The sequence below is a fragment of the Actinomyces oris genome, assembly GCF_001937445.1.
Lineage (GTDB): Bacteria > Actinomycetota > Actinomycetes > Actinomycetales > Actinomycetaceae > Actinomyces > Actinomyces acetigenes.
The window spans coordinates 1-24,426 of record NZ_MSKS01000006.1 but is presented as its reverse complement, the minus strand read 5'-3'; the positions used below and the strand labels follow the sequence as shown (position 1 = coordinate 24,426).

Annotated in this window: 21 protein-coding genes; 6 read left to right on the top strand and 15 right to left on the bottom strand. The window is 67.1% G+C overall.

The window, feature by feature from the left end; all coding sequences use genetic code 11:
• Window positions 1-11: 11 nt before the first annotated feature.
• The 4 genes from BKH20_RS01515 to BKH20_RS01500 form a co-directional block, all read right to left on the bottom strand.
• Window positions 12-2,411 carry an HNH endonuclease gene (locus tag BKH20_RS01515; RefSeq protein ID WP_075389661.1) on the bottom strand — a complete coding sequence of 800 codons (2,400 nt, stop codon included), beginning with the start codon at window positions 2,409-2,411 and terminating at the stop codon, window positions 12-14.
• 439 nt (window positions 2,412-2,850) lie between these two features.
• The gene (locus BKH20_RS01510) at window positions 2,851-3,657 is read right to left on the bottom strand and encodes a hypothetical protein (protein WP_075389660.1); all 807 of its coding nucleotides are present in this window, start codon (window positions 3,655-3,657) and stop codon (window positions 2,851-2,853) included.
• Window positions 3,654-4,352, bottom strand: coding sequence for a SatD family protein (locus BKH20_RS01505; protein ID WP_075389659.1), 699 nt, complete (start codon window positions 4,350-4,352; stop codon window positions 3,654-3,656). The genes BKH20_RS01510 and BKH20_RS01505 overlap by 4 nt, the downstream gene beginning before the upstream one ends.
• A 132-nt stretch (window positions 4,353-4,484) precedes the next feature.
• Window positions 4,485-5,132: a thymidine kinase gene (locus BKH20_RS01500; protein WP_060957983.1), complete on the bottom strand. Its 648-nt coding sequence runs from the start codon at window positions 5,130-5,132 to the stop codon at window positions 4,485-4,487.
• Between the two features lie 147 nt (window positions 5,133-5,279).
• Here BKH20_RS01500 and BKH20_RS01495 point away from each other — a divergent pair, with 147 nt between their 5' ends.
• Entirely contained in the window at window positions 5,280-6,023 is a 744-nt protein-coding gene (locus BKH20_RS01495; protein ID WP_075389658.1) for a phosphatase PAP2 family protein, read from the top strand.
• On the opposite strand, the gene BKH20_RS01490 is transcribed toward BKH20_RS01495, so the two are convergent.
• Entirely contained in the window at window positions 5,988-7,688 is a 1,701-nt protein-coding gene (locus tag BKH20_RS01490) for a DNA polymerase Y family protein (protein ID WP_075389657.1), read from the bottom strand. The genes BKH20_RS01495 and BKH20_RS01490 overlap by 36 nt on opposite strands.
• Complete coding sequence (locus tag BKH20_RS01485) at window positions 7,685-8,581, bottom strand: hypothetical protein (protein ID WP_070661839.1); 897 nt, start codon at window positions 8,579-8,581, stop codon at window positions 7,685-7,687. The genes BKH20_RS01490 and BKH20_RS01485 overlap by 4 nt, the downstream gene beginning before the upstream one ends.
• A gap of 233 nt (window positions 8,582-8,814) precedes the next feature.
• Here BKH20_RS01485 and BKH20_RS01480 point away from each other — a divergent pair, with 233 nt between their 5' ends.
• A complete protein-coding gene (locus BKH20_RS01480) occupies window positions 8,815-9,390 on the top strand; it encodes a YbhB/YbcL family Raf kinase inhibitor-like protein (protein ID WP_070661842.1) in 576 nt (191 codons plus the stop codon).
• Window positions 9,387-10,250, top strand: coding sequence for an SDR family oxidoreductase (locus BKH20_RS01475; protein ID WP_070661846.1), 864 nt, complete (start codon window positions 9,387-9,389; stop codon window positions 10,248-10,250). The genes BKH20_RS01480 and BKH20_RS01475 overlap by 4 nt, the downstream gene beginning before the upstream one ends.
• A gap of 24 nt (window positions 10,251-10,274) precedes the next feature.
• Here the strand turns inward: BKH20_RS01475 and BKH20_RS01470 are convergent, their stop codons facing one another.
• Genes BKH20_RS01470 through BKH20_RS13915 form a run of 5 tightly spaced genes read right to left on the bottom strand, consistent with a single transcriptional unit; the run spans window position 10,275 to window position 14,289 of the window.
• On the bottom strand, window positions 10,275-10,733 hold the full coding sequence (locus BKH20_RS01470; protein ID WP_075389656.1) for a tRNA (cytidine(34)-2'-O)-methyltransferase: 459 nt from the start codon (window positions 10,731-10,733) through the stop codon (window positions 10,275-10,277).
• 44 nt (window positions 10,734-10,777) lie between these two features.
• The gene (locus BKH20_RS01465; protein WP_075389655.1) at window positions 10,778-11,560 is read right to left on the bottom strand and encodes an ABC transporter permease; all 783 of its coding nucleotides are present in this window, start codon (window positions 11,558-11,560) and stop codon (window positions 10,778-10,780) included.
• Window positions 11,560-12,300, bottom strand: coding sequence for an ABC transporter permease (locus tag BKH20_RS01460; protein ID WP_256692974.1), 741 nt, complete (start codon window positions 12,298-12,300; stop codon window positions 11,560-11,562). The genes BKH20_RS01465 and BKH20_RS01460 overlap by 1 nt, the downstream gene beginning before the upstream one ends.
• Window positions 12,301-12,314: 14 nt before the next feature.
• Window positions 12,315-13,310: an ABC transporter ATP-binding protein gene (locus tag BKH20_RS01455; RefSeq protein ID WP_075389744.1), complete on the bottom strand. Its 996-nt coding sequence runs from the start codon at window positions 13,308-13,310 to the stop codon at window positions 12,315-12,317.
• Window positions 13,297-14,289, bottom strand: coding sequence for a hypothetical protein (locus BKH20_RS13915; protein WP_143224925.1), 993 nt, complete (start codon window positions 14,287-14,289; stop codon window positions 13,297-13,299). The genes BKH20_RS01455 and BKH20_RS13915 overlap by 14 nt, the downstream gene beginning before the upstream one ends.
• A gap of 607 nt (window positions 14,290-14,896) precedes the next feature.
• Here BKH20_RS13915 and BKH20_RS01450 point away from each other — a divergent pair.
• Both BKH20_RS01450 and BKH20_RS01445 read left to right on the top strand, forming a co-directional pair.
• On the top strand, window positions 14,897-15,550 hold the full coding sequence (locus tag BKH20_RS01450; protein ID WP_075389653.1) for a GNAT family N-acetyltransferase: 654 nt from the start codon (window positions 14,897-14,899) through the stop codon (window positions 15,548-15,550).
• Window positions 15,551-15,556: 6 nt separating this feature from the next.
• Window positions 15,557-16,150: a YbaK/EbsC family protein gene (locus tag BKH20_RS01445; RefSeq protein WP_070661862.1), complete on the top strand. Its 594-nt coding sequence runs from the start codon at window positions 15,557-15,559 to the stop codon at window positions 16,148-16,150.
• A 43-nt stretch (window positions 16,151-16,193) separates the two neighbouring features.
• On the opposite strand, the gene BKH20_RS01440 is transcribed toward BKH20_RS01445, so the two are convergent.
• The 4 genes from BKH20_RS01440 to acnA form a co-directional block, all read right to left on the bottom strand.
• Entirely contained in the window at window positions 16,194-17,645 is a 1,452-nt protein-coding gene (locus BKH20_RS01440; RefSeq protein WP_075389652.1) for a dihydrolipoyl dehydrogenase family protein, read from the bottom strand.
• 171 nt (window positions 17,646-17,816) lie between these two features.
• A complete protein-coding gene (locus BKH20_RS01435) occupies window positions 17,817-18,431 on the bottom strand; it encodes a TetR/AcrR family transcriptional regulator (RefSeq protein ID WP_075389651.1) in 615 nt (204 codons plus the stop codon).
• On the bottom strand, window positions 18,413-19,324 hold the full coding sequence (locus BKH20_RS01430) for an alpha/beta fold hydrolase (protein WP_081381553.1): 912 nt from the start codon (window positions 19,322-19,324) through the stop codon (window positions 18,413-18,415). Before BKH20_RS01430 ends, BKH20_RS01435 begins: the two co-directional genes overlap by 19 nt.
• 152 nt (window positions 19,325-19,476) lie before the next feature.
• Window positions 19,477-22,149 (bottom strand): aconitate hydratase AcnA, encoded by a 2,673-nt coding sequence (gene acnA, locus BKH20_RS01425; protein ID WP_075389649.1) that lies wholly within the window; start codon window positions 22,147-22,149, stop codon window positions 19,477-19,479.
• Window positions 22,150-22,708: 559 nt separating this feature from the next.
• Here acnA and BKH20_RS01420 point away from each other — a divergent pair.
• The coding region (locus tag BKH20_RS01420; RefSeq protein WP_256692973.1) for a DUF5979 domain-containing protein at window positions 22,709-24,426 on the top strand (1,718 nt) is incomplete at its 3' end.

Sequence of the window (24,426 nt, the reverse complement as noted above, 5' to 3'; positions counted from 1 at the left end):
CACCTGGAGCGTTAGAAGGGCGGGACTTGGTCGATGAGGGGTGCGAGTTGGAGGGTGTGGGCGGCCTGGGGGTAGGGGGTGGTCTCGTAGGCTCCGGGTTTGTGGCCGGGTTGGGGGCCGCGGGTCACGAGGCGGGCACCGCCGTTGCTGGGCTGGGTGTGGTTGAGGGCGGTGTTGAGTCGGTCGATGAGGTCGGGGCCGATCTGCTTGCTCAGGTCGGCTGGGACGACGGCGCCGGGGACGTGGTGCTGGTGGGGGCCGGTCTTGCGGGGCAGGCGGTTGATGGTGCCGTCTGGGTGGCGCTGGTAGACGGTCTTGTCGGGGGTGTGCCAGGACAGGGTCCCGGTGGTCTGGTCTTTGGTGAGTGCCCATCCGGGGGTTTGCTTGAGGCGGTGGTGGGCCTCGCACAGGACCACGAGGTTGTCCAGGCTGGTGGTCCCGCCCTGGCTCCAGGCGGTGAGGTGGTCGATGTCGCACCGTTCGGCGGGGGTCTGGCAGGTGGGGAAGACGCAGGCCCGGTCGCGGGCGCGTACCAGGTCGGCCAGGCCGGCAGGGGGACGGTACCTGGTGCGGCCCACGTCCACGACGGTGCCGCCCACCGGGTCGGTGACCAGGCGCCTCCAGGTCCCGCCGGTGGCCAGGGCCCAGGCAGTCAGGGCCGGCACCGCCGCGCTGCGCGCCCCGATGCGCACCTCCGCGACCTCAGCCGGCGTGGCGGACAACGAGGCGGGGAGCGAGGCAGCGGACTGGGAGACGGAAGCAGCGGAGCACGACGCGGCGGGCTGGGAAGCGTGAGCAGCGGAGAACAAGGTGGCGGGAGCAGCTGGGGCGGGTTCAGGCAGACTTCCCCCGCTAGAACCAGGCAGACTCCTCCCACTGGAACTGGGCAGACTCCTGGCGCCGGTGGTGGGCAGGCTTCTCCTGCCGCCTGGGGATGCTGCACCGCTGAGAGGATCAGGCGTGGCGGCGGCGCTCTTGCCGGGGCCTCCGTCTCCTGGATCGTCGCTGCCGGTGGGGCCGTCGTCGGGTGGAGCCAGACCAACCAGGCTGCTTAGGGGGACGGTGACCTGGACGTCGACATGGATGTTCTTGGGGAGGGGGAGGTGGCCGGTTCCTGAGGGTGTCCACCACGGGCTGGCGGACCCCACCAGGGAGCTCAAGGCCCCCAAGAGCCCTTCCAGAGGCACCCCGTCAGGCAGCAACCGTGCCGGGACAGCCGCTCCGGAACCATTAACCTCAGCCTGGGCCTGGCCACCATGCTCGGCTTTCTTCGGGGAAGGCTGGGCGAAGGCGGTCTGTTGGCTGGTGCGTAGTGTGGACAGGGTCATCGCGCCCAGCGCGTCGGCGCGCAGCTGGGCCGGGGTGCGCTGCTCGCCGGCTGCCCGGGCTGATGCGGCGATCGCGTCCAAGGTGGCGTCCAGCAGCAGGGCGTCCATGGTCGGCAGCAGCAGGCGGACCTGGGACATGCCTTCACCGGCGGGCCGGGGGCGCGACACGCACCGCCGCTCCTGGTTGACCCGGACGCGCTCGGCATGCCCAGTGGGGTCTGTCTCCATCAGGGCCCGCTCAATGTCGCGCCCTACCTGGGACACGCTGCGCCTGGGCGCCTGAGGCAGCACCCGCTCCTGAACGGCCAGCGCCACCGGGGCCGGCACGTCTCCCAGGCGGCGAGTCACCAGCGACGCCTTGGCTGCATCCAGCACCCCGCACCGCTCCATGGCCTCAGTGGGACCGAAACCCATGTTCATCAGGGCGCTGCCGTGATCGATGATCTGCTCGGCCCGGCTCCGCGAGACGCCCAGGCGGGCCGAGAGCAGGCAGGTGGCGTTGAACCTGCGCTCCTCATAGCCCACCACCTCCGAGACCTGACCGTCTGGCCCCCACTGGCCGGGATGGGTCGACAACTCGGCGCACCCGGTCAGGCACGCCGCCGCCAGGGACTCGCCCCACGTAGCCCAGGCCGCCAGCCGGTGACAGGCCGCCGCCAGCTCCCCCAGACCCCGCGCCCCCAGACCAAGCAACCCAGTGCCGCCGACCTCCTCCAGAGACACGACCCTGTGTCCCTCAGCACCAGCCACCAAGGCATCCTCACCACTCGCATCACCGCCGGACTCGCTGGTGAGCAGGGCCGGCACCGCATCACCATCAGCGGCGGAGTCCTCACCGTCACCACTTCCATCGCCGCCACCGTCGCTGTCGTCGTGGTTGTGGTTCTGGGCGGACACCAGCAGGCGGGCCAGCAGCCCCTCCACCACACCGGCCAGCTCGGCACCGGCGGTCAAGGACCCCAGCAGGCCCGCCACGTCCTCCGACGAGATCGAAGGCTCCGACGCCACGTCCTCGACGGGCGCGCCCAGCGCCCCGGCCGGACCACCGGCCGGGACACGAGGAAGCACACCACCTTCGAACATATGTACAGTATAGTCCGATCCTCCGCTCCCCGCACGCTGAAGCAGCCACCCAGAATCACCGACACAGCAACGAAAACCAGGACGCCGACCTGCCTGGCCGAGGGTTCGCGAAGACGGGACAGTCCTCGCAGCCAGGACTCACACCCACACCCCAAACCAGCCCACCCGAACCAGCCAACCGGTTTGGGTAAGCCGGTCCGGGAACTCGGGTCCGGGCGGCCTAGTTGTACTGATCGGGAGGGTTGGGTGCGGGGATATGGGGTCGGGAGAGCTGGTTCGGGTGAGCAGGTGCGGGCGGACCAGTTCAGGGATGCGGGTTCGAGGCGCTCGGCTCGGGCGATCCGGTTTAGGGTGCTCGGTCCGAGCGGGCCGGCTCAGGTCGACCCGACCCCACCTACCCGAACCCGCTCACCCAACCCCACCCCCTCCCCGACGTGACTCAGGCTAGGTGAATGACCACAGCACCCAAGACCGCCAGGATCCAGGAGGCGAAGGAGCCGATGAGGAACTCCTCAGCCTTCTGCCCCGCTTTGTCCTGACTGATCTCAGGAAATCGGATCACACCCTTGGCGGCAACAATTGCGGCGATAGCAGCGGGCGCCTCAACGGAGGCGAGCAGGAGAATGAGGATTCGCTCAAGCGGACCGATCCAGCGACCGCCGCGCATCGAGATCCCCGCCTCATCCTGCTTCCCGCTCTCCTGTGAAGGCTCGCAACCTGCAGCAACAACTTCCCCATTCCCCTGCGTGGAGTGGCGCGCAACAGCAAGAATGTCGGCGACGACTCGATTAGCGGGAACAGTCAGGAGGACAACAACTCCGACGACGGCGCTCATCTTGGCAGCCCGAGACCCAAGCGGCTGCGACGCGACGACGCAGAGCACCACGGCGAGGAGCAACAGCCCCGCGCAGGCAAGACGGATAAGCGGTTCCAGCTGATCCGCACCGGCCTCGGAGGCTCCCTGTCCCACCCGCTCCCGCTGGCGGACTCTCAACGACTTCTCCCACCAGGCCCGTGAAACCAGATCGCAGCACAGCCACGCAGTGGCTACCAGGACGCTGACGACGATGCCTCCCGCCCCAAGATGAAGAACGGGCCACCCGACCAGGACACCAAGAGCAACGACTGCAGATACTCCCACCAGCAACCTCACCCTGACGGGCATCCGGGACAACCTCCCACCCACCCGGCCGGAGCCATCAACCACGGAGGCGGAGGCAAGCAGAAGAAGGAGTAGGGCCGTCACTCTCCTTCACCTCCCCCACCCAACCCGTCGAGAAGCTTTTGAACCTCCAGCAAGGAGGAACCGGCACTACGAGCGAATTCAGAGACGGCTTGCTGACTCACCTTCTCCTGACGGGCGATCTCAATCTGGGTCACTCCCATGAGGAGTCCGGCCATAATGCGGCGCTGACGGGGCTGAAAGCGGAATATCGCCTGGTCACGCAGGATGAGGATGGAGTTGACGAACCTCTCATGCTCGCCCCGCTCCCCCCCGGATCCGCTAACCGCATCCGGATGGATGCGCAGCCAGGTGTGAATGAAGGACCTCCCCTCGTCCTGGAGATGGTGCGCCCTTTCAATGGCCTCGCGTGCGGCCCACCATGCCGAGCCGTCCTGGATCAGACGCACCGACGCGCCGTCCGCACTACTTCCCGCCGCGCCCTCAATCTCGGAGATCGTTCCGGCGCCGATACCGAAGCGCAAGCCCAAGCCTTCAGGCAGGAGGAGGTGCGTGCGCAAAGTGAGGGCGAGTGCGTCGGAGAGGGTCGCCGAGACCGCCTGCAGCTCATCGCCGACCGTGGCGTACGGGCGTTGCGTCAGCGCTAGCCCTTCAGCGGCTCGGTCCAGAGTCTCGTGGATGACGCGCTGAGCACGCCTGCGATCAGGGAGCTCGCGCGAGCGGATGATGTCTGCGATAAGTGCGTAGGAGACATTCACAGTTTCACGATAATGCTTGTAATACCCAAAATACAAGGAACATCTCGGAGCAGGGGCTGACCCCTCGCTCCAACCGTCCCCCTCGGTCAGCCTTGTACTCCCGCCGACACAAGCTCAGTCCCGGAGCACGACTCACCGGCCGGGAAGCCTCCCACCGGCGGCGAGGTAGCACTGGCCACACAGCGACTCGTACGTGACGTCCCCGGAGTCGATGGCCACCTGATCGCCGTCGAAGACGAAGGACTCCCCCACCTTGCGGGCATTGAAGATGGCCTTGCGCCCGCAGCGGCAGATGGTCTTGAGCTCCTCCAAGGAGTGGGCGATCTCCAGCAGCCTGCGCGACCCGGGAAAGCTGACTGTGCGGAAGTCGGTGCGGATCCCGTAGGCCAGGACGGGCACGTCGTCGATCAGCGCGATCTCCATGAGCTGGTCCACCTGAAGGGCCGTGAGGAACTGAGCCTCGTCGATGAGCACACAGTCAAGAACCTCACGCAAGGTCGCCGCCTCTCGCGGGACGCCGTCCTCGTCGCGGACGGGCCGCGCACCGCTCAGGGCCCGCCGGTGCACCAGGGCGCGCAGGTCGTCATCGGCGTCGACGAGGAGGTCGACGCGGCGCGACACCCCGAGCCGGGAGACCACTGAGTCCTCACCCTTGGTGTCGACCACCGCCTTGAGGAGCAGGACGCGCTGATCGCGCTCCTCGTAGTTGTAGGCGGTCTGGAGCAGCCCCGTGGACTTACCGGAGTTCATGGCGCCGTAGCGGAAGTAGAGCTTGGCCACGCGGGTCCTCCTGAGCCGGATCGAATCACTCGGGCCGGATGCTACCCGCCGAGCGCCCCGGGCACGGGCAAGACGTGACGACGCCGCTCAGCCACTCCATGGCGCACGCATAGCCTCATCCAGACCAGCCCGGATAACCTCCCCCTCATGCTCTCACTCGACCACCTGCCTCACACCTGGCGCACCAGGCAGGCCGGCACGTTGGCCGCGACCGCCGTCATCACGCTGTCGCTGTTCACCTGGCTGGCTCTGACCACGAGCTCCGGGACGGGGCTGGCGCCTCATGACCAGAGCGTCACCACCTGGGCCGTGGATGAGCGTCACCCCGCCTTGACCGTCATCATGCAGGTGTTCACCGCCCTGGGTTCCACCGTGGGGCTGACGATCCTGACCACGATCTGTGCCGTCCTCCTCTTCATGAGGGGCCACCACGTGCGCGCACTGGTCCTGAGCCTCACGATGATCGGCTCCAGCCTGCTGACGGTGGCGCTCAAAGAGATCTTCAGGCGTGCACGCCCCTCGACCGACACCCTTCTAGGCACCCCCGCCTCGACTACCTCCTTCCCCTCGGGGCACTCCTTCAACACGGCCGTCTTCGCCGGCCTGCTGGCAGGAATGGTTCTGACATCCACTGCGGTGACCCTGTACCGGACCTTGGCGATCATGGCGGCAGCGGGGGCGACCCTGCTGGTGGGGGCATCCCGCGTCTACCTGGGCTACCACTGGATGACCGATGTACTGGCCGGCTGGTCCCTGGGGCTGGCCTGGCTGTGCCTGGTGACGCTGGCGCTCCTGTGGCTGAAGGGACGACAGCGCCAGCCCCCATCCCTTGCGGCCACGCCATCGGACAGCTCCTCAGGAGTAGAGGGCATCGAGCCACCACCTACCTGATCGCACCAGCAGGCGGGGCGGCCCGACGTCGGTGACCACCTGGAGGTAGGCGCGACGCGAAGGCCCGCACGCGGTCCACCAGCCCTCGTCGACCGGCCAGGGCCCGGCCCACAGGAGCACGGACTCCATCTGGGAGGAAGTCCCCACAGCACCCTCATCAACACCACCTGAGCCGTCACCGACGCTGAGGAAGCCGGGGACGCCGTCGAGCTGACCGTGGATGTCGACGCCGAGCTCTCTCCCCTGAAGATCGGTGAGGCGCGCGGGGACCGGCCGGAGCAGGACGACGGAGGGTGAGGGCTCGGGCAGAGAGCCGCTCCAGGGCGCCGGTTCATCACCCGTGGACTCACCAACACCTTCGCTCTCCCCCCAGGGGATCAGGCGCACCCGCGAGCGCGGGTCGCGCCCGGGAACAACTCGGGGAACCTGGATGCTTCCGGCTCCGAGGAGGGACTCCACGCGCTCGGCGGCACGGCGTGCGCGCGCCTGGGCCTGGTGGCCCGGCGCTTGCCACAGTCCTGCCTGGGAGGTCGCGGCCGGGCTCGGCTCGAGGGCTGTCAGGCTCAGGTGGGTCAGGCCGGAGGAGGGTGGGCGCCCGGAGCGTCCGGAGAGCCATCCCTCGAGCTGCCAGCGCACGCGGTCGGTGAGCTCGGTGGGGGTGGGGGTGGCCTCCAGCATCCAAGTCCGGGACAGGTCAGTGCCGTCCTCGCAGCGGGCGGCAACGCAGAGGCGTCCGGCGGAGAGTCCTGCGGACAGGAGGCGGGCCGCCAGGTTCTCGGCGAGGTGCCGGGCGGCGAAGGCCGCGGTGTCCGCGCGCTCGACGGGAGGGTCGAGCTCGGAGGCGACGGTGATGTCCTGGGCCGGCCGGGGCATGGCGGGGGCCTCGTGGTGGGTGCCTGCGGCCAGGTGGTGGAGCCTGCCCCCCAGGGGGCCGAAGCGGACGGTGACGTCTTTTCGTGGCAGGGCCGCCAGGTCCGCCAAGGTGCGTAGGCCGAGTCGGGCGAAGGTCTCCAGCAGGGGGCGCGCGTCGCGCCTCAGGCGGCTGAGGGGCAGGCAGGTCAGGAGTGCCCCCAGGGGCCAGGGGGCGAGGAACTCCGGGGTCCGGCCAGGTTCGACGATGATTCCTTGGCGGGCGGCCAGGACGGCTCCGGACAGGGAGTCGGCGATGCCGACCTGGCACTCGACGTCGGCCTCCTGGGTGACGGTCTCCACGAGGGCTGAGGCGAGGGGTTCTTCTCCGCCGATCCAGGCGGCGGGTCCTCTGACGCCGGACAGGGCCAGTCCGGGGCGGGCCACCATGGGGTCCGCCAGGAGGGAGGTGAGGGCCTCCATGACGGTTTCGAAGGCTCGGGCCTGGCGCTCCTCCTGGGGAGGCAGGACGGTGAGCTCGGGGCACAGGGAGCGGGCGGTGCGCAGTCGCATGCCGGCGGTGATGCCGGCGCGTCGGGCCGGGGCTGAGGCGGCGAGAACTCCGCGAGCGCCGACGACGGCGACGGGCTCGGTGGCCGGGTCCGGCAGATGAGGGGCTCCTTGGCGCGCTCGGGGGTGTCGGCGCTGCTGGCGGGCCTCCATGGTGAGGGCGACGACGGGCCAGTCGGGGACCCAGATGGCCACGAGCCTGGAGGCGGGCGGGCCGGGCGGCGGGGTCGGTGGTGGCGGGTTCATCCGGCTGCCTCCTGTGGGGTGGGGGCCGAGTCGACGGCGTTGTGGGAGCCTGTGCGCAGTCCTTCGGCGGACAGTGAGAGCGTGAGGTCTTCGGTAGCGGCGAGCTGTGGGCGCTGCGGGTCGGTCAGGGTCCAGGTGAGGCGTCGCAGGTAGCCTGCCGGCATCTCGATGGCTCGCACTGGGGCGGGTGAGGTACCTCGCCCGATGGGGATGACGACGCCGTCGGTGGAGGGCTCTGCGGGGGCCTCCACCGGGTCCTGGGCGGGAGGCGTGTCCTTGGTTCCGGCGTCAGGGGCCAAGGGGGCGGCTTGGAGGATGCGGGCGTCTTCCCAGCGGGCGGGGGTCAGGATGAGGTGGCCGCGTTCGCGCGCTCGGGACAGCAGGCGTCTGCGGTGCTGGGGGCGCAGCCCTTCGGCGACGGTGGCGCCGATGAGGAGGGTGTCGACGCCGTCGAGCAGGGTGGAGGTGACCGTCAGGATGGAGGTGTCGTCGAGGAGGGGCGCTGGAACGGTGAGGACCCGGTTGAGGTCGAGGCCGATCTCGGTGGCTGCGCACCAGCCCAGCTCGTCTCCCCCGATGATGCCGCACCAGCCGGTGGCGCCCTGGCGCAGGGCGAGGGCGGCCAGGAGGAGGGTAGTGGATCCGTGGAGGGTGAGGACGCCGGAGTCCTGCCAGGCCGAGAGCGCCGTGGGGAATGCGGGGGATGCGGCTGGAGGCGAATCGGCTGATGCGCTCAGCAGGGCGCTGGTTGACGCCGAGGACAGGGCGCGCTGCACCGTCAGGGCTGCCGAGTCGCGCAGTCCGGTACGTTCCTCGGCCAGTCTCAGGGCGAGGCGGGCCCGGTTGAGGCGGTTCTGGGCCTCCGCTGGCGCGCGCGTGGTCGAGGTTCCCATGACACCCCCTCTCTGTACGTATGTTCGATGGGCGGGTTTCAGGATAGCGCTGCGCTGCGACATCAATCGGGGGCGTAGGCAACAAGAGGGTCTCAGGGTCCTGCGCGACGAGCCCACGGAGCTCCCCCACAGGATTTCCACAGGGACGGGTCTGTGCAGGGGCGTCTACAGTTGGGGCTGTGCCCTCATGGAAGGCCACCTTCCCTATCCATCACCTGCCTGGAGGTACACCTATGACAGCCGACCTCACTCGCCCTCGCCCGCCGGCCCCTACCGGCCTCCTGCCCTCGGTTCCCTCCTTCACGCTGACCTCTGCGGACCTGACCGAGCAGGGGCGGATCCCGGACATCTTCACCGGCATCCATGACAACATCTCCCCCGCCTTGAGCTGGTCGGGTTTTCCCGAGCAGACACAGTCCTTCGTCGTGTCCTGCTTCGACCCGGATGCTCCGACCATGTCGGGCTGGTGGCACTGGACCATCGTGGATCTGGACGCCTCGGTCACCTCGCTGGAGCGGGGTGCGGGGGCCAGCGACCTTCAGCTCGACGGCGCCGCCTTCCACCTGGCCGGGGACTCGGGCGACCATGCCTGGTTCGGCCCCTACCCGCCGGCGGGCGACGGCGACCACCGCTACGTCTTCACCGTCTCCGCCCTGGACGTGGACACTCTGGGACTGGATGACGAGGCAAGTCCCGCCATGGCGGCCTTCACCCTGGTGCCGCACTGCATCGCTCGGGCCACGCTCACCGCCACCTACTCCGTGCCCGGGGAGCCCGGGGCCGCCGCCTTCCTCAGGGACGGCCAGTGAGCCCACAGATCGCCCAGGTCGACGCCTCGTCCTCCAAGGCGGGCCGGCGTCGCCGTCAGGGGGAGTCCGTCCCCTTCACCCCCGCCCATGGTTTCACGCGCGCCGGTTCCGGCCGTCACCAGCGCCGCCCCATCGCCCTGATCACCGGGGCGACCTCCGGGATCGGACTGGCTGTGGCCAGGGACCTGGCCCGGGACCACAACCTCATCCTCCTGGCCCGCTCCGTCAATGACCTGGAGGAGCTGGCGCTCGCACTGGAGGAGGAGTCCCAGACGGCCGTTCTCATCTGCCCGGTCGACCTGACCGACGACACGGCCCTGGCCAGGCTGGTCAGCCGGATCGATATCGAGAGCCTCGACGTGCTGGTGCACAGCGCCGGCATGGAGGCACCCGGCACCGTTGACAAGATCACGCCCACGCGCTGGCGGGCGGTTCTGAACCTCAACCTGGTGGCGACGGCGTACCTGACAAGCCTGCTGCTGCCGGCGCTGCGGGAGGCGCGTGGGTTGACGGTGTTCATCAACTCCGGTGCCGGAGTGAACCCACGTTCGGGCAATGCCCTCTACTCCGCCTCCAAGGCGGGGCTGAAGTCCCTGGCTGACACGCTGCGCCAGGAGGAGGCGGGCAAGGTGCGGGTCACCTCGATCTACCCGGGTCGGGTGGACACCCCCATGCAGGAGCGTCTGCACGCCTTCAATGCAGCGCGCCTGCGCACCGAGGGGATCATGGCCACCCCCGCATACCGGGCTGCGGACCATATGGCGCCGCAGTCGGTGGCCGCGGCCGTGCGCCTGGCCGTCAACACCCCGATGGACGCGGTCGTGGAGGACCTGGCGATCCGCCCCGCCGGGATGCTCTGAAGCGGCGGGGCCTGGGACAGGATCTCAGGCTCCGCCGACGAAGCCCAGGGACCGCCAGGCCTCGTACAGGCCGATGGCGGCGGAGTTGGCCAGGTTGAGGGAGCGGTTGCCCTCTACCATGGGGATGCGCAGGTGGGCACTCACCCGCGGGTGGTCGAGGATCTCCTGGGGCAGACCGGTGGGCTCGGGGCCGAAGAGGAGGGCGTCGTCGCCGCTCCAGTCGACCTGAGTGTAGAGGCGCTCGGTGTGGGAGGTGAAGGCGAAGATACGCCCGGGGATCTGATCCAGGCACTCCTGCCAGGTGGCGTGGACGCGCGTGTTGGCCAGGTCGTGGTAGTCCAGGCCGGCGCGACGCAGCTTGGCGTCGTCCATGTCGAACAGGGGGGCCACGAGGTGGAGCATGGAGCCGGTGTTGGCGCTCAGGCGGATCGCCGCCCCGGTGTTGCCCGGGATGCGCGGCTCAAAGAAGATGACGTGCAGCACGGGGACAATGAGACCACATGCTGAGGGAGACCTCCTCCTCAGACTCAGATGATGTCGGTGCGTTGGCCCTGACGGAGTCGGGTGACGGCACGACGGGTGACGGCCAGCCCGATCCCGGCCCATACGGCGGCGACCGCGAGGTCGCGGCCCAGCAGGGCCGGAACGGCGGCTGCCGGTGCGTCTAGGACCGTCACGGTGCCGCTGAGCGGAACCAGGTGGGCCAGAGCCTGCAACCAGGTAGGGCACTGCTCGAGCGGTACGATGACGCCGGTCAGCAGCGGCAGGAACGTGGCGATGATCGTGGCACCCAGATAGGGATCGGGCAGGTTGACTCCGACACCGGCGGCCATGATCCCCATGAGCAGCCCGCACACGATGGTCGGTGCTGCCAGTGTGATGACACGCCCCAGCGCTCCAACGTCGTGCAGCGGTGAGAGCGCGAAGACGACGCCGATCGCGACGATGGCGGTCGAGGCGGCCAGGAGCGCCGGCACGACGGCGACGGACAGCCAGTAGGCGACGTCGAGGCGCCTGCGGGTATGGACCTCCTGGAAGACGCCCAGCATCCGGTCCGTGGCCACGGTGCCCACCACTCCGGAGGCCACCGAGACAGCCAGTGCCACCAGGGCCGCTGCGTATCCGGTGCGCACCAGGTCTGGCGCGGAGAGGTCCGAGCCCATGAGGACATCGAAGAGTACGTCCAGCAGCGGCAGCACCAGCAGCGTGACCACGGCCGTGCCCAGGGTCGCGAAGGCCGTCGACGAGGCCCACGAGACACGCACCCCTGAGGAGAACCGGTGGGCGAAGGCCAGAGCCCGGGCGCGCATCAGACCACCTCCAGGGTGCCGGTCCGTGTCGCCAGCCGCAGCGCCCGCCGGCCGAGGAAGGCGGCAAGCCCCAGCCACGCGGCTGTGCACACCAGCCAAGCGCCCAGCACCACTGCCGACGTCGCCCGGCCCAGCAGCAGCTCGAAGGGCACCGACAACGGCAGGAACCGACTCGCCACAGCCAGCCAGACGGGCGGCGTCGTCGAGGTGAACACGATGCCAGAGGCGACGAATACCGGTACCAGCAGCAGCCCCTCGTACTGAATCGCGTTGGGGGTGAGCACGAACAGCGCCGCGATGACCAAGCTGAGGGCCAGGCACCCAGCCAGCAGCATGACGGCGCCCAGAGCCAGGCGCACCCAGATCCCCCACTCCGGGCCTGTGAAGGACACCGACGCCGACAGCAGTGCCCACGTGCACCACGCCACAGGGAAGGCCGCCAGCCCGAAGGACGCCGCCGCGCACACCACGGCCGCCAACGACCTAAGCGCCCCCACCGGAGCCATGACCAGATGGACGAGCGTGCCCTTGTGCCGTTCAAAACCGATGATCCCCGCCGCGCAGGTCGTCGTCGTCCACATCCCGACGACGCCCCCGCGCACCCAGCCCTGCGTCGGGGTGATCCCACCCCAGGCCGAGGCCGCCAAGAACTGCACCAGCGTGGTGGCAGTCGTGGTCATGACCATGAGCTGGATGAAGTAGGGAACCGACACGAACTGGCGGACGTGAAAAGCCGTCATCCTCAGCTGACGCCTCATCGGGCGAGCCTGTCGGCCAGGGCCAGATAGGCCTCCTCCAGGGACGCCGGCCGCGTCAGCAGGTCCGACGGCGCACCCGCACCGGCCTTGCCTAGGACCTGGCGAACCCGCTCGTCGGCGTCGGTAGTGCCGGCAGCCTCGGTAGCCCAGTAGACCGTCACGGCCCACCGGGCCGAGGAGGCGCGCTGTTTCACCGTCGCCGGCGAACCCAGACCGCTGCGAAGCGCCTCGACGGCGCCCCCGTGGCGGGCCGGTAACGTGAAAGTCGTGGTGGCACTCACCCCGGCCAAGGCGGACACGTCCCCCACGCCGCCGCGCACGACGATCCGGCCCGCCCCGATCACCGAGATGATGTCGGCCAGCTCCTCGACCTCCGGCATCGAGTGCGAGGTCAATAGCACTCCCGTTCCCCGCTGCGCCAGCTCACGCACCAGATCGCGTACCTGCAGCGCCACGTCCGGGTCCAAGCCGGTGGTGGGCTCATCCAGCAGCAGGAGAGCCGGCGACCCGAGCAGCGCCCGGGCCAGGTGCAGACGCTGCCGCATCCCTCGAGACAGCTCGCCCGTCTTGCGGGACGCCGCCTCGGCCAGCCCCACACGCTCCAGGGCGTCCATGACCGCGCTGTGTCGCCGTCGGGCGTCAAGGCCCTGAATGTCTGCGAAGAACAGCAGGTTGTCGCGTGCCGTAGCCCGCGGGTAGAACCCCAGCTCACCACCCAGGACCAGGCCCAGCCGGGACCTGGCCCGCTCCGGATGGCGCACCGCGTCGATGCCATCGACCCAGACCTCACCCGACGTCGGAGCCAGCAGCGTGGCGCACATCCGCACCGTCGTCGTCTTACCGGCACCGTTGGGCCCCAGCAGACCATGGACCTGCCCCGCCCCGACGTCCAGGGACACATCCTCCACGGCGACGAAGGTTTTATCCTTTCTCCCGAAGGAGCGAACCAGGTGGGAGGCGCGCAGCAGCAAATCCTCATTAAGTAATACCATGGAGCCCTTCCACTCCCAAAGGATCACGATCAATAATTTCAGCCACTCTCTCAGCCTTATATTTTGACCCTAGTTTAAAATAACATGAGACTATAATTTCACGAACCGACTTCATGGCACTTAAAGACCCAATTTGTTGAAATCGCCAAAATGCATCTTGCCCAACCTCAAGCGCAGCATCATACTCCCCATTTAGGTACATAACATAGCAACATTCAGCCAATGCTTCAGGAAAATAGTCGTACGATTCTTTGTAAATGAATTCAATATTTTTCTTCAGAATCTCCAAAGCGTCGCGAGGTCTACCTGATGCCACTCGTAGTTGCGCTTGATTGATTGCTATCTGACTTCGATATCTTCCCGCCATTGACCATGTGTCTGCATCAAAATGCTCGCGACTTACGCATGATGAATCCACGCACTCGCGCGCTTTTTCCATGAACTTCACAGATTGAGGATCCTTCAGTTTAAGATACCCAAGAGCCATAAGATTATACATCAACGCCTGATCTAATTTTCGTCGAAAATTATTCGAACACACATACCGTTCACCAGCAACACTCAAACGTTGTAGCCCCTTATCGGGCGTCGAAAGTTTCTTTACCTCAAACGCAGCCGAACGGTGCGCCGCAGCGTAAGCTCTTGTTGGAGTATGTGCGACGCGTTCAGCCGCATCAAAATATGTTATCGCTTCTCCGTAACCACATGCACCATAAACCACCCCACAGTATATCAACAATTCATAGTCATCAGATCGAAGTATCTCCGCGGAGCGTTTACTGAGCACACAACATACAGCCTCATAGTCGCCAAAGAATAGAATGACTGCATCAATTTTATGCTTTAAATCAGCAATATCAGATCGATACACAAATTCTTCAAGAGCAGATCTCGAAATCGGTTCGATGTTTGCATGATTTAGGTGTGCGCCGTAAAACACACTTGGGTCACTAAATAGTCTGACACCCATATCTGTCACATAATAGGGGGCGCCTACAGACCTCTCCAACTGGACTGCTTTATTGTCGAGTACGCTCCATAGCACGCGTAACCTCTCAGGGAACGCCGGAGATACGGGACGACCACTCAAACAAGAATTTAACTCATTTAAATGATCGTGAATGTTCGAAATTCTCATACTCTACCCCGCATCTCCGACGTTTTCGGCGGTCATTCATGTGCATGAAGGCGTGCGTCATCCAACATCACTGCGGCGACTGCGCGCAGTGATTCCATCCCATCATCATGCCAGCAAACACTCGCGCCTTGTCATCCTCGAGCTTGTTGACGATTTCTTCAGCCTTCCTCATACGTAAATTCACCCCCTTCCCCTCACGCAAACGAAGCCACTCGGAGATAGGTCAAGATCACGCCATATGCAACCCAAGTGACGACGTCGACTATAGTGAAAAGTATCGTAACACAGTAATTTATCCCACCATATGATATACTTTACGTATCAAAAGTACGATTCTCAACACTTGACGTGTAGTCAAGATTCGAAGATGACGTACAGCACGAGGACAATGAGACCACATGCTGAGGCATCCCGACGACGTCCGTGCTCCGGCTGCCATGCTTGAGGCATGAGTACTACCGAGTCGCATGCCCCTTCCCCCGTCCTCACCTGTGGCGTACTGGCCGGTGGCATCGTGCATCTGGAGCCGCTGACACCCGAGCACGTGCCGGGACTGCAGCTGGCCGCCGAGGGTGCCGCGACCAGCCCCTTCGCCACGGTGCCGACACCGGGGACGGTCGGGGACTACGTGGCTCGTAGCCTGGCCCGTCGGGACACGGGCACCTACGCACCGTTCGCCCAGGTGGAGCTCGCTACCGGCCGCGTCGTCGGGCATACCGCCTACTTGACGCCCCGGTGGATGCCGGACGGGAGGCTCTTCGCCGTCGAGGTCGGCTCCTCCTGGCTCTCCCCCACTGTTCGCGGCACCGCCATCAACCCGGCCGCCAAGCTCCTGCTGTTCACGCAGGCTTTTGAGGAGTGGGGCGTGGACCGCGTGGACATCAAGACCGACGCGCGTAACCAGGTGGCTCGCGGCGCGATCGCGGCCCTGGGGGCGACCTTCGAGGGGGTCCTGCACGCCTGGCAGCCCTCCCTGGCACCCGGCGAGGAGGGGCGCCCACGCGACACGGCCATGTTCTCCATCACCCCGCAGCAATGGCCCGGGGTCAGGACCCGTCTGGTGGAACGCATCGAGAGGCGCTCGACGTCGTCGAAAGGATGAGAAGGAATGACTGAGCTGCGTGACCCGGCTGAGGTCTTCGCCGCGGAGATCGGCTGGCAGCCGGCGCTGGAGCGTACCGACCTGCTCGCTGAGCCCGTGGCCGCCGCGCTGCGGGCGCTGGAGGCGGCCTCGCCCGAGGGCGCGGGCCTGGCGCGTCAGGCACAGGTGGTGCCCATTAACCCGTCCCACTCCGACACCGACGCCCTCAACGCGCACTACTCCCTGGATCCTGAGGCGACCGGGAACTGCGTACTCGTGGCCGGTAAGCGCACCGGCCAGGAGCGCATCGCCGCCTGCGTCGTGCGTGCCACCGACTTCGCCGACGTCAACCACGTCGTCAAGAAGCGCATTGACGTGCGCAAGGCCTCGTTCCTGCCGGTGGAGCGGGCCGTGGAGATGAGCGGCATGGAGTACGGCGGGATCACCCCGGTCGGCCTGCCCGAGGACTGGCGCCTCTTCATCGACGGCGCCGTGGCGGACCGAGCCACGGTGCTCATCGGCTCGGGCGTGCGCCACTCCAAGCTCCTGGTGCCCGGGGCGCTGCTGGTGGCGCTGCCGGGGGCCGAGCGCGTCGAGAACCTGGGGGTACGCCCCGCCTGAGCGGGTCTGTCTCACCGTTCAGGCGGGGCCAGTCCTCAGGCCCTCAGCCCAGGGAGTCCAGGACGATGTTGAGTCCCTCGCTCATGGTGGGGTGGGTGATGACGGCGTCGCGCACCTGCTGCCACGTCAGGTCACCCAGCATCGCCATCTGGATGCTGGTGACGACCTCGCTGGCCTCGGCGCCGATGATGGCGGCCCCCAGGATGAGGTCGGTGCGGGCGTCGATGATGACCTTGAAGAATCCCTCGGTGCGGCCCAGGGTCTTGGCGCGCGGGACGGCCGCCGCCGGGGTCTTGGCGACGCGCACCTCGTAGCCGGCCTCGCGGGCCTCGGCCTCGCTCAAACCCACGTGCCCGAGCTCGGGCGTGGTGAAGACGGCCCACGGGATGAGGCGCCCGGTGGTGGAGGCCTCCTTGCCGGCGAAGAGGTCGCGCAGGACGCGGAAGTCGTTCCAGGAGGCGTGGGTGAACTGGGGCGTTCCGGCCACGTCACCGGCGGCGTAGACGTTCTCGGCGGTGGTGCGCAGGTGGTCGTCGACGCGCACGAAGCCGCGCTCGGTCAGCTCCACGCCCACGGCCTCCAGGCCGAGGCCGGCGGTGACGGGGGTGCGTCCCAGGGCGACGAGCAGGTGGGAGCCGCTCACCTCGTGCCCGTCGGCGGTGGTGACGACGACGCCCTTCCCGTCGGCCGCGGCGGCGACCTTCGAGGCGCGCGCACCGGTCAGGACCGTGACTCCCAGGGCCTCCAGGCCTGCGGTCACCTCAGCGGCGACGTCCTCGTCCTCGCGGTCCAGGATGTGCTCCCCGGCGTGGACGATGGTGACCGGGACACCGAGGAGCCCCATGAGGGAGGCCATCTCGACGCCGATGACCCCGCCGCCCAGGACGATGAGGCTACTGGGCAGCTCGGGCAGGGTGAGCAGGTCCTCACTGGTCCAGTAGCGCACGTCGGCCAGGCCCTCGATCGGGGGGACCGACGGCGTGGTGCCGGTGTTGATGAGGACCTTGGCGCCGCGGACGCGCCGCAGGCCGCCGTCATTCAGGGCGATCTCGACGGTGCGCTCCCCCACGAAGCGGGCGGTGCCCTTGACGAAGTCCATGCCGGAGGCGGGGAACATCTTCTCGTGGGCGGCCACCATGCCACCCACGACGGTCTCCTTGCGGGCGCGGAAGGCGGCCAGCTCGATGCGGGCCTGGGCCAGGGCGTCGGCGCCGCCGTCCTGCTCGGGCAGGATGACGCCGTAGGCCTGCGAGCCCTGGACCTCATGGAGGACGCGGGCGGCGGAGATGAGGGTCTTGGTGGGGATGCAGGCGACGTTGATGCAGGTGCCGCCCACCTTGTCCCGCTCCACCATGACGACCTTGTCGCCGGCCTTGGCGCGCAGCATCGCCAGGGACTTGCCGGCCTTGCCGCCTCCGACGACGAGAAGGTCGACCTCCTCGACCGGGACGTCTGTCTGGTTGGTGGCGTCGCTGTTGACGGTGGACTGGGTCATGGGTGCGCATCTCCTTCGGCGGTTGCCGCTCGGCGTGATCTGAACGCCAGGGCAACGGGAAGCGCAAGGCCGCTATTCCGGGGCGATGGCAGGCGTCCTCGGCGGATCGCCGACAGCACCCGGGGGAGCCTCACGCAGCTGTCGCCTCTCCCAACCGACCATTGAGGCGACTTATCCTTTCGTCCTCACTGATACCTGGTCGCCCTCCTGCTCGCCGAGAGCGACCAGGGCGGAGTCCAGGGAGTCGACGAGCGTGGCGAAACTCACGTCAATGGGCGCATCCATGGCGAAGCCACCGTGGACCTCGATATCCACGAAGCCGTGGAGTGACGCCCGGGTCATTCGCACAGCGTCGATGATCCGATCCTCGGGGATGCGGTAGCCGGCCAGCGCCGCGGTGACGATGGCAACCGTGCGTTGCGCAGCGGATGACCGTAGCGGACTCAGACTCCTGTCCGAGGCCTCGGCAGGGACCTGGGTCATCGGATAGAGCCCGGGGTGCGCGTGGGCGAAGCCTCGGTAAGCGTCGGCAAGGGCTCGCAGGGCATCAGGCCCGGCCAACCCCATGACGGAGGCCGCCAGACGGTCGGCGAGCTCATCCACCGCCCGCACGGAGACTCCTCGGACCAGGTCGCTCATACCGGAGACATGCTTGTACAGGCTCGGCGGCGCGACTCCCAGATCGGCAGCCAGCCGGCTCAGGGACAGTTCCTCAAGGCCGTGCTCGTCAACGAACTGCGCGGCCCGTTCCACCACACGTTCGGCGCTCAGTCCTGCTCGTGGCATCGTGCACTCCTCACCTCTCCCCCCGCCGGCCTTGCCTCAGCATTGCCGGCGATCATACGCCGGGCGAAGTCGACCACCTGTGGCCCAACGAGGCCGGGGCGTTCCAGCATCGGGGCGTGCCCCGCACCGGGAACGATGACAACCTCTCCCCCACCTCCACCAACAGCGCCTGCTACCCAGGCGGCCTCAGCCGCAGGCTCCTTCCAATCTGGATCCTCCTTCCCCATGACCACGAGGGCGGGACAGTCCACCTTGTCCAGCCACGGGGAAACAACGCGGTGATCGGTACGAGTCGTCGCCCAGAAGGCGCGCCAGCGCCCCGGACGGCGCAGCAGGCCCGTCAGACGCGCGGCCCGCTGCTGGGAATCAGGCAGACCGGGCCACAATCTGGCGGAGTAGCTGTTCCACACAGCAGGCCCCCAAGGGCGCATCAGCGCAGCCCCAAGCACGGCGCGCTGCACGAGTGTCCTGACTCGACTCTGCGGCCCACGTAGGAAGGGACAGACGAGGACAAGCCCGCACACCAGGTCAGGGCGACGCCCAGCGGCGATCACCGCAGCGGCTCCGGACATGGAGGCCCCCACAAGGATGGCGGGACCGGCGTCGATGGCCTCGATCAGGGCAATGAGATCGACTGCGGTGGCCTCGTCGCCATAGGCAGTGAAGGTCGCCGAGCTATCCCCGTGACCGCGCAGATCCGCGGTGACGACACGAAACCCCGCCTCATTCAGGGACTGCGCCAACGGCACGTAGACGTCCCGCACGTCCCCCATGGCCGGCGAGCAGACGACAAGCGGCCGGCTCGTTGCATCCGATCCGGCACTTGTACCGACAGGCTCGTGCACCTCGTAAGCGATGGTTCCGCCCGACACCTCAAGTTGGTTAATACTCATAGCTATCAAGTTAGTGTCTATAATCTCTGGGGGCAAGCAGCCCCTTCCAGACCTGCTCTCAGGCCAAGGAGGCTCTCGCCATCGCGCCCATCAACAGCAAGGCGGGGCGATCGCTGATCTGCGATCGCCCCGCCTTGTCAACGCATGAGGTCTCAGGAGCTGGCGAGCTGGCGCAGCACGTACTGCAGGATGCCGCCGTGGCGGAAGTAGTCGGCCTCGCCGGGGGTGTCGATGCGCACGACGGCGTCGAAGGAGGTCACCGAGCCGTCGGCCTTCTGCGCCGCGACCGCGACGGTGCGCGGGGTGGTGCCCTCGTTGAGCGCGGTCAGGCCCGTGATGGAGAAGGTCTCGGTGCCGTCCAGGCCGAGCGACTCGGCGCTCTGTCCGGCCGGGAACTGGAGGGGCACCACGCCCATGCCGATGAGGTTGGAGCGGTGGATGCGCTCGAAGGACTCGGCGATGACGGCCTTGACTCCCAGCAGTGCCGTGCCCTTGGCCGCCCAGTCGCGTGAGGAGCCCGAGCCGTACTCCTTGCCGCCCAGGACCACCAGCGGGATGCCGGCGGCCTGGTAGGCCTGGGAGGCGTCGAAGATCGACTCCTGCTCGCCGGTGAGGAAGTTGCGGGTGTAGCCGCCCTCGACGCCGTCGAGCAGCCGGTTGCGCAGTCGGATGTTGGCGAAGGTGCCGCGGATCATGACCTCGTGGTTGCCGCGGCGCGAGCCGTAGGAGTTGAAGTCCGCGCGGGCCACGCCGTGCTCGGCCAGGTAGCGCCCGGCCGGGGAGTCGGCCTTGATGGCGCCGGCCGGGGAGATGTGGTCGGTGGTCACCGAGTCTCCCAGCAGGGCGAGCACCCGGGCGTCCTTGATGTCGGTGACCGGGGTCAGCTCCATGGACAGTCCCTCGAAGAAGGGGGCCTTGCGCACGTAGGTGGACTCCTCGTCCCAGGCGAAGGTGTCCCCCTCGGGGGTGTCCAGGCCCTGCCAGCGCTCGTCACCGGCGAAGACGTCGGCGTAGTCGCGCGTGTACATCTCACGGTCGATGGTGGCGTCGATGACGGCCTGGACCTCGGTGGGGTCGGGCCAGATGTCTGACAGGAAGACGTCGCGACCCTCGGGGTCCTGACCCAGGGGCTCGGTGGCGAAGTCGATGTCCATGGTCCCGGCCAGGGCGTAGGCGATGACCAGGGGCGGGGAGGCCAGGTAGTTCATCTTGACGTCGGGGTTGATGCGCCCCTCGAAGTTGCGGTTGCCTGAGAGCACCGAGACGACGGCGAGGTCGGCGTCGTTGACCGCCTGGGAGACCTCGGCCGGCAGGGGTCCGGAGTTGCCGATGCAGGTGGCGCAGCCGTAGCCGACGACGTTGAAGCCCAGCTCGTTGAGGGCGGGCCACAGCCCGGCCTTCTCGTAGTAGTCGGTGACGACCTGGCTGCCCGGAGCGGTGGAGGTCTTCACCCAGGGCTTGGAGCGCAGGCCCCGGGCGACGGCGTTACGGGCCAGCAGCCCGGCGGCCATCATCACCGAGGGGTTGGAGGTGTTGGTGCACGAGGTGATCGAGGCGATGGCGACGTGCCCGTGGTCGAGCTCGGTGGTGGTGCCGTTGGCCAGGGTCACCGGCGTCGGCTTGGAGGGCTGGGAGGCGTAGGTGGGCAGGATCTCCTGGAAGGACTCCTTGGCCCGTGACAGGACAATGCGGTCCTGGGGGCGCTTGGGGCCGGCGATCGAGGGCACCACGGTGGACAGGTCCAGCTCGAGGTACTCGGAGTAGACGGGCTCGCGGGACGGATCGTGCCACATGCCCTGGGCCTTGGTGTAGGCCTCCACGAGACGCACGCGCTCCTCGGAGCGGCCGGTCAGGCGCAGGTAGTCCAGGGTGACCTCGTCGATCGGGAAGATCGCGGCGGTGGAGCCGAACTCGGGACTCATGTTGCCGATGGTGGCGCGGTTGGCCAGCGGCACCTCGGCGACGCCCTCGCCGTAGAACTCGACGAACTTGCCCACCACGCCGTGGGCGCGCAGCATCTCGGTGATGGTCAGGACCACGTCAGTGGCGGTGGCGCCGGCGGGGATGGCACCGGAGAGCTTGAAGCCCACGACCTTGGGGATGAGCATGGAGACGGGCTGGCCCAGCATGGCGGCCTCAGCCTCGATGCCGCCAACGCCCCAGCCCAGGACACCCAGGCCGTTGACCATGGTGGTGTGGGAGTCGGTGCCCACGCAGGTGTCGGGGTAGGCCTGGGTGACGCCGTCGGCCTCGTGGGTGAAGACGATGCGGGCCAGATACTCGATGTTGACCTGGTGGACGATGCCGGTGCCCGGCGGGACGACGCGGAAGTTGGACAGCGCCCCCTGCCCCCAGCGCAGGAACTGGTAGCGCTCGGCGTTGCGCTCGTACTCGCGCTCCTTGTTGCGCTCCAGGGATCCGGGCAGGCCGAAGGAGTCGATCTGGACGGAGTGGTCGATGACCATCTCGGCGGGGTTGAGGGGGTTGATGACCTCGGGGTCGCCACCGAGGTCGGCGACCGCCTCACGCATGGTGGCCAGGTCGACGATGCAGGGCACACCGGTGAAGTCCTGCATGACGACGCGGGCCGGGGTGAACTGGATCTCCGTGTCGGGCTCGGCGGCGGGGTCCCAGGCGGCCAGGGCTCGCACGTGATCGGCGGTGATGTTGGCGCCGTCCTCGGTGCGCAGCAGGTTCTCGGCCAGCACCTTGAGGCTATAGGGCAGGCGCTCCAGGCCGGGGACGGCGTCGAGGCGGTAAATCTCGTAGTCGCGGCCGTCGACGTCGAGGGTGCTGCGCGAGGCGAAGGTGTTGAGGCTGGTCACCGGGGCTCACTTCCAGTTGTCGTACCGTTCCGGCCTCCTGCACCGCCTCAGGCCTGTCACGCGGACGCGTGGCGACAGCCAGGCGGAGGGCTGCGCGGATGCTCCGGTGTGGACCGTAGTCCACGGCGTGTCATCCGTTGTCAATACGTAGGGAAGGCTGGCCAAACTCGAAGGCCGACGTGGATACCGACACAGCAATTAGGCAAGGCCTGACGCACACAAGGGGGACGGAGGCCGTCGTCGGACGCACGGAACCAAGGAGGCTGCGCACACCCGAGCATCCAATCGCCAAATATACCAATACAGCAACATAAAGGTTACAAAACGCAAACTACGCTCTCATTATTAGAGGTAGCACCATAGTATCTCCACGGATTCCTGTAATTCCCCAAAACGCAGGATTTTCACCCCATGAAGATGGAGATAACGAATGCACCTACAGCACCTCTCTGTGCATCGCAAGTACGTGGCGACTCTGCTCGCCGGCGTACTGCTGGTCGCACTGGGTAGCTTTGTCGCGCTATTAGCACCTCATGCGAGCGCGAACCAGAATACCGGAGTGAAGGTCTCCTTCAGTCCTCTCATCCTCGCAGACAAGGATGGAACGGAATTTCCGGGCAAGCCTGCGCATCTCGAGGACCCGGTTCGCATGAAGTTCGCCTGGGACGCCTCTGACGCGAATCCGCAGCCGGACGAGTCCTTCAGCATCGGCCTTCCGGCGGAGTACCGGTTCCGTGAGATCGGTCGACACGACGATCTTGTTCTCGGGAACGGCACCAAGGTGGGCGACTGCGTCACGACCACCGAGACCCTCACCTGCACCTTCAACGCCGCGATCAGCGCAGCCTCCGAGCTCAAGGGATCGGGCAACCAGATGATCGTGGCCCAGAAGGTGACCCAGGACAACAAGACCACCTTCGACGCCAACGGCACCGAGGTCGAGGTCTTCCACCCCAACAACGAGCGGATTCTACCGATCGCCTGGGTTGAGAAGGACCTTGGCAAGTACGCCAACTCCCTCAAGCGCGAGTCCAACAGTCTGACCTGGCACATCCAGTTCAGTGGTGCAACCATCGCCAAGCACCTGAATGCGGAGGAGGGTAGCGTCAACACCGTCACCTTCAACGACGTCTCCGGGGGCGGGCAGAAGCTCAACTCGGATCTCGGCTCCTGGTACGTGCGGGTCAACCCCGAGGAGTTCGGCGGTGGCGCCGACGGCTACTTCGACGTCGCCAAGGCCGATGGCACAGCCATGAACACCGACCACGGGAAGTTCACCCTGAAGCCGACCATCGGCGCCGACGGGACCACTGCGTCCATCACCCTGTCCCGTACGGACGGCAACTTCGCCAAGAACGCGAACTACGAGATCGTCTACCAGTCCCTGGCCGAGAGCGGCAAGATCGTCCCGGGCAAGGTCTACACCAACAGCGCCACCCTGAACGGCGGTAAGAACACCACGGTGTCCGCACAGATGGCCTACAAGGACCCGATCTCCTACGACGTGCAGCTGACTCAGGGCTTCGGATCCTTCGGGGTCAAGAAGTACGTCACCGGCGCTCACCAGAACGACGTCCCTGCGGACATCAAGATCCGTGTGAACGTCGCCTACGAGCTCCCCAACGGTACGACTGAGGCGGACTACCCGACCTGGTCCAAGAAGCCGGCGTCGAACCCCTACACCGTCGAGGTGGCCGCGGGCCAGCAGCAGGCTGGGGACACCCTGCGCGAGTTCCCCAAGGGCACCAAGATCACGCTGACAGAGGACACATCCGCCGCGGCCCTTCCTGAGGCCCTTGGCTGGGGAGGCAAGACCTTCTCCGTCAACGGTAGTGAGACGCCGGACACCGCGACGTTCTCGGTCGATTCCTCCGTGCAGGCTGTGGGCCTGTACAACGAGGTCATTCAGAAGACCGGTTCCTTCTCCGTCGTGAAGAAGGTCGAGGGAAGCAACAAGGGCGCTTTCTCCAAAGAGACGTTCCAGATCACCTACGCGTGTGAGAACGGCTCCAAGGGGACCCTTGACGTGAAGGGCGACGGCACGCCTGTCGATGGCCCGTCGGTACCGGTGGGTACCACATGCGACGTCACCGAGAAGGAAAAGCAGGCTGACGGCGGCGCTGAGCGCGAGGGTTACACAGTCGACACCAAGATCGACAACGGAACCTTCACGATCAAGGAGGGTGCTTCCAGCGCCACCCTTGTCACGGTGACCAACACCTACACGGAGGTCCCGAAGCCCACGCCGACGCCCACTCCCACCGAGGAGCCCACGCC

What these genes read in the sequence shown, in the direction of transcription:
- BKH20_RS01460 (WP_256692974.1), bottom strand. Translation starts at nt 12,300, where the DNA reads ATGACGGCTTTTCACGTCCGCCAGTTCGTGTCGGTTCCCTACTTCATC.
- BKH20_RS01465 (WP_075389655.1), bottom strand. Translation starts at nt 11,560, where the DNA reads ATGCGCGCCCGGGCTCTGGCCTTCGCCCACCGGTTCTCCTCAGGGGTG.
- BKH20_RS01515 (WP_075389661.1), bottom strand. Translation starts at nt 2,411, where the DNA reads ATGTTCGAAGGTGGTGTGCTTCCTCGTGTCCCGGCCGGTGGTCCGGCC.
- BKH20_RS01445 (WP_070661862.1), top strand. Translation starts at nt 15,557, where the DNA reads ATGACTGAGCTGCGTGACCCGGCTGAGGTCTTCGCCGCGGAGATCGGC.
- BKH20_RS01455 (WP_075389744.1), bottom strand. Translation starts at nt 13,310, where the DNA reads ATGGTATTACTTAATGAGGATTTGCTGCTGCGCGCCTCCCACCTGGTT.
- BKH20_RS01450 (WP_075389653.1), top strand. Translation starts at nt 14,897, where the DNA reads ATGAGTACTACCGAGTCGCATGCCCCTTCCCCCGTCCTCACCTGTGGC.
- BKH20_RS01485 (WP_070661839.1), bottom strand. Translation starts at nt 8,581, where the DNA reads ATGGGAACCTCGACCACGCGCGCGCCAGCGGAGGCCCAGAACCGCCTC.
- BKH20_RS01430 (WP_081381553.1), bottom strand. Translation starts at nt 19,324, where the DNA reads ATGAGTATTAACCAACTTGAGGTGTCGGGCGGAACCATCGCTTACGAG.
- BKH20_RS01435 (WP_075389651.1), bottom strand. Translation starts at nt 18,431, where the DNA reads ATGCCACGAGCAGGACTGAGCGCCGAACGTGTGGTGGAACGGGCCGCG.
- BKH20_RS01440 (WP_075389652.1), bottom strand. Translation starts at nt 17,645, where the DNA reads ATGACCCAGTCCACCGTCAACAGCGACGCCACCAACCAGACAGACGTC.
- BKH20_RS01480 (WP_070661842.1), top strand. Translation starts at nt 8,815, where the DNA reads ATGACAGCCGACCTCACTCGCCCTCGCCCGCCGGCCCCTACCGGCCTC.
- BKH20_RS01495 (WP_075389658.1), top strand. Translation starts at nt 5,280, where the DNA reads ATGCTCTCACTCGACCACCTGCCTCACACCTGGCGCACCAGGCAGGCC.
- BKH20_RS01490 (WP_075389657.1), bottom strand. Translation starts at nt 7,688, where the DNA reads ATGAACCCGCCACCACCGACCCCGCCGCCCGGCCCGCCCGCCTCCAGG.